General features: G+C 41.8%; 4 protein-coding genes. 1 reads left to right on the top strand and 3 read right to left on the bottom strand.

Going from position 1 to position 4,735, the window contains the following annotated elements; translation table 11 throughout:
• On the bottom strand, positions 1-448 hold a 448-nt coding region (locus NWP22_RS12955), incomplete at its 3' end, for an AAA family ATPase (protein ID WP_280801976.1).
• A 565-nt stretch (positions 449-1,013) separates the two neighbouring features.
• A complete protein-coding gene (locus NWP22_RS12950) occupies positions 1,014-1,484 on the bottom strand; it encodes a hypothetical protein (protein ID WP_280801975.1) in 471 nt (156 codons plus the stop codon).
• A gap of 480 nt (positions 1,485-1,964) precedes the next feature.
• On the opposite strand from NWP22_RS12950, the gene purH reads away from it, so the two are divergent.
• Positions 1,965-3,491, top strand: coding sequence for a bifunctional phosphoribosylaminoimidazolecarboxamide formyltransferase/IMP cyclohydrolase (purH, locus tag NWP22_RS12945; RefSeq protein WP_271733121.1), 1,527 nt, complete (start codon positions 1,965-1,967; stop codon positions 3,489-3,491).
• A 186-nt stretch (positions 3,492-3,677) separates the two neighbouring features.
• On the opposite strand, the gene NWP22_RS12940 is transcribed toward purH, so the two are convergent.
• Positions 3,678-4,370, bottom strand: a complete 693-nt coding sequence (locus NWP22_RS12940; protein ID WP_271733119.1) for a manganese catalase family protein — start codon at positions 4,368-4,370, stop codon at positions 3,678-3,680.
• Between the last annotated feature and the right edge of the window lie 365 nt (positions 4,371-4,735).

Genomic DNA, 4,735 nt, shown 5'->3' with positions numbered 1-4,735 from the left:
TTAAGGTTTCATTAGCTAAAGCATCGATTTCATCAATAAACACCACTAAAGGAGGGGATGAAATCTTTGCCCATGATTCTAATGCTGCTCCAATCCGTCGCCCTACAGGAGCATCAGGCCATTTAGGGGGTTGTAATTCATCGGGTAACCTGTGACTAATAGCACCACGCCAAGCATCTAAAATCGCTAATTCGGCGATATCTGTTTTATCTGGAAAAGCAGCCCCCACCTCTACAGATACCATGACAGCAGTATATTTACCACTGGCTGTCAATTCCTGTGCTAAGGTGAGCATGGCAGTGGTTTTACCGGTTTGTCTCGGTGCATGGATAACAAAGTAATTCTCTTGCTCAATCAGTCGTTTTAATTGGGGTAACCGTTCGGTAGTGGGTAGTGTATAGTGGATATTTGGTTTACAAGGGCCCGCAGTGTTAAACCATTTAGTCATAAAAGTTTACGTATAGCTTGATTTGATTATAACTCCCATGATTGTTGACGGTTGACGGTTGACTGTTGACGGTTGACGGGTTAGCAGGAGCCAGGGGTTAAAAACCCCTGGCTAAAAACTAAGTGTTAATTTCAACATGATCACTACAGCCCTGGCGCGATCGCCTACCGCATCCAACGCTTTAACCCCAATTTCTCGGTTACATCATCTCCTAAATTGCGATCGCCTTAGTGCTGTTTCAATGCACTAGTTAATCATCACCCAAGTTCAATCAAAATAGCTGGAATAGTTATTCTTGTGTTTTGACATCGTCAATCTAGCTAGTGCCGATTAACCTCTGTCCCTTACTGTATAAGGGTTTGAGGGGATTTATTAATATGCTAAAGTCCATTATGGCTAACGCCACGCTATCGGAAAGTGCCTCTAGAGTTCTTACAGGGTAAGTGTTTAAAATGGGAGATTCCCCACTCCCTGGGGACACTAATCGAATGGAAACTTTATGTATTGGAATCAATCCAATTAGCATCCCGATGAGAGAATGATTGAAGCAACGCCATCTGGTAATCTAAAAGCCCGCTGGCTTCAATAAAGGTCTATATTTTAATTTGTAATGAATGTTTAATGTAAATTGAAACGCTTTTTGATAAGCATAATATTCGATATCAAAAGACATAATTCCCCGATTATGATCACAATTAATAACAGGTTGAACATTGTATTCCATTTTAAATTCAGAACCATTTCTGTCTCGTACAAAAATCTGCTCATCATCCTCAATCCCTTCTATTGGTTGACCCATAAGCCATTCAGAGTGTATTGATGACCCATTATCACATAACACATCAAACTCTAAATGATATGGATGAACATCTATAACTTTACACTTGTATAAACCACTTTTAGTTTTTAATTTGGCTGAAGAAAAAAAAGGGTTTAACGAATCAAGTCTACCCCACGCATCATCACAAGGCTCTGCTAGACTAGCAGAGCTAAAGGAAATAACAGATAGTACTGCAAAACTAAGCTCTCTTAACATCAGTAAATCATATTATCGTAGTAATTTGCAACACCAAGCAGCGCAATAATACAAGTAAGTTTCTTGCCAAGAATATGAATGGTTTCCGGAAATCCTCTGAGATTTTTTCGTCATAATTTTAAATCTTTCATCATACTGACATCTTTGTAACAAGATATCCCCGACTTCTTAGCATGATATTATCAAGTAACCATCAATTTTCATAGAAGTCGCGGATATTGCCCAACAGAAACTTCCTATGGCAGATTTATCTCAATATTATAGCTTGATATGAAATATAAAAAAATACATTAAACTAACTAGAGTATTCTAAGTAACCCACCAGTCCACTTTTAGTGGACTTTAGCTATCAGACTCTTAATTTATTCCCTGGCTAATAAGCACTAGCAGCCTTTTGAGTCTTACGGTCTTGAAGTGAACCCAACCTTATGTAAAACTGGGGATCTTTCGTTTTATCGCCTACATCTGAGGAACTAAAACATGGCGCGTCTAGCCCTGCTGAGTGTATCTAACAAAACTGGTATAGTTGACCTCGCCCGTCGCTTGGTCGAAGAATTTGAATTTAATTTAATCAGCAGCGGGGGAACCGCCCAAACCCTCAAGGATGCGGGACTACCAGTGACAAAGGTTTCTGATTACACAGGTTCACCTGAGATTTTAGGTGGTCGAGTTAAAACCTTACATCCTCGCATTCATGGCGGAATTTTGGCGCGGCGGGATATTCCCCAACATTTAACAGATTTAGAAACTAACCAAATTCGCCCCATTGATTTAGTAGTTGTCAATCTTTATCCCTTTGAGGAGACCATTGCTAAACCCGGGGTAACATTATCGGAGGCGGTAGAACAAATTGATATCGGTGGTCCGGCGATGTTACGGGCTGCGTCGAAAAATTTCGCCCATCTGACGGTATTATGTGACCCAGGACAGTATGAGGAATATTTACAGGAATTACGCCACAATAACGGGACTGCTTCCCTAGATTTTCGCCAGAAATCTGCTTTAAAAGGGTTTTCCCATACGGCGAGTTATGACCAAGCCATAGCAGCTTATCTCAGCCAACAATCTGAGAATACTTACAACCTGTCCGGTCAGCAATTGCAATCTCTGCGTTATGGTGAAAACCCCCATCAACCTGCTGCTTGGTATCAAACCGGTACAACTCCCACCGGTTGGGCTGCGGCTACGAAATTGCAAGGTAAGGAACTGAGTTATAATAATTTGGTGGATTTAGAAGCCGCCCGCCAAATTATTGCGGAGTTTACTGATACCCCAGCAGCAACGGTGATTAAACACACTAACCCCTGTGGTGTGGCTTTGGGTAGTACCCTGGTGGAAGCATATCAAAAAGCCTTTAATGCTGATGCTGTTTCGGCTTTTGGGGGAATTGTCGCACTCAATCACCCCATTGATGTGGCTACAGCGGAAGAGTTAACTAAGACATTTTTAGAATGTGTGGTTGCTCCCGGTTGTGAAGCGGCAGCCCAAGAAATTTTGGCGGCAAAATCTAAGCTACGGATTTTAACTTTACCAGATTTGACTAGTGGCCCTAAGGAAACTGTCAAGGCGATCGCCGGGGGTTTTCTTGTCCAGTCCGCTGATGATAAAATAGCTGATAGTGGTGAATGGCAAGTAGTCACAGAACGTCAACCCACCCCCGACGAGTTAGCTGAGTTACTCTTTGCTTGGAAGGTTTGTAAACACGTCAAATCTAATGCTATTGTCATTACTCGCGATCGCACCACCCTAGGGGTAGGTGCTGGTCAAATGAATCGGGTTGGTTCAGTCAAAATCGCCTTAGAGCAAGCAGGTGCAAAAGCCCAAGGTGCAATTCTCGCCAGCGATGGATTTTTCCCCTTTGATGATTCAGTTAAAACAGCCGCAGCAGCGGGAATTACTGCAATTGTCCAACCCGGTGGAAGTTTACGCGACCAGGATTCTGTAAAGGCTGCAAATGAACTCGGTTTAGTCATGGTGTTAACTGGCACACGTCACTTTTTACACTAAACTTCTGCCAAGTGGTTGTATGACAGTTCATAAACTGTCACATATCAAACTTGCCTTTTGAGTAACTAACTGTACTATCTAATAGTGTGTGAGGAGCAAGTTAAAAATAAAAAGCGTTTGGGGTGGAAACACGGCCACACTCCCAGGCGCTTTTTGTTTTTTGACTATTAGCTCTATGGCTTTAGTTTAAGATTTTCTTTCCAGTGGGTTAGGGATGTATTTAAAATCTGGCTCCCGATTCCAAGGGCCACGCTGATCTTTACCATCCCCATTTGCAGATAGGTTGTAATAAATATCAACGGTTTCATCGGGTTGAATATTCCCAAAAAATGGCTCACTTAATTTCCCTAATGAATCCAGAGCCTTCATAAACATTCTAGTATGAGAAACTTCCCTGGTTAACAGGTGCACTAAAGTATTTTTAGTCCCTTGGTCCGTTGCTAGTTTAATTAATTCCTCATAAGTTTGACGTGCGCCAGCTTCAGCTGCAATATTAGCTCTTAAATCCCGAACTACATCGCCACCTTCATTCAAGTAATGTGCTGTCCAAGCACTCCCTTGACTATCTAAAAAGTGGGGTCCCATACCTCTCACAGCAAACAGAGTACTTTTATATGCTTCGGTCTGGTCGGTATTTTTAGTATGAGCTTCAATTAGTTTCCCCACCATTTCCAGGTGGCTAAATTCTTCAATCGCAATATCTTGGAGCATATCCCGAATTCCCGGATCTTCCACATGAAAAGACTGTACCCAATATTGCAAAGCTGCTGATAGTTCCCCGGTTGCTCCCCCAAACTGCTCTAGGAGTAATTGCGCAAAACGAGGGTCAGCTTCACAAACATTCACAGGGTGAATAGGCTCTTTTTTGTGGTAAAACATAAATACCTCTGATAAAAAGCATTTTTAATCGCAAGTAATACCCCAGCCGAATAAAATCCTGGACGGCTCGAAAATCAAGATTTACTCTGATTAAGTTGAGATTATCAATTCTCACGGACAATGCTTTCTGTCAGAGGAAATAGTTATGAGTATCAAAAGTAAGATCCCCGATTTCTCACATAATTAGGGATACTCTAGGATAATTTATCTAGAAGTTGGGGAGCTTTGGGGCGATCGCCTGTACAATGTTTAAACGCAAAGGTCGCTAAGTACGCGCAAAGGTTCGCAAAGGTGTTTTTTGACAATATTTTATTTGGTTGGGTGGGATGTAAGAAACCAGGGGTTATGTGTTTGTTAGGCGATCG

Source organism: Anabaenopsis tanganyikae CS-531, from assembly GCF_029891675.1.
GTDB lineage: Bacteria > Cyanobacteriota > Cyanobacteriia > Cyanobacteriales > Nostocaceae > Anabaenopsis > Anabaenopsis arnoldii.
This window is presented reverse-complemented; position numbering and strand designations above follow the sequence as displayed.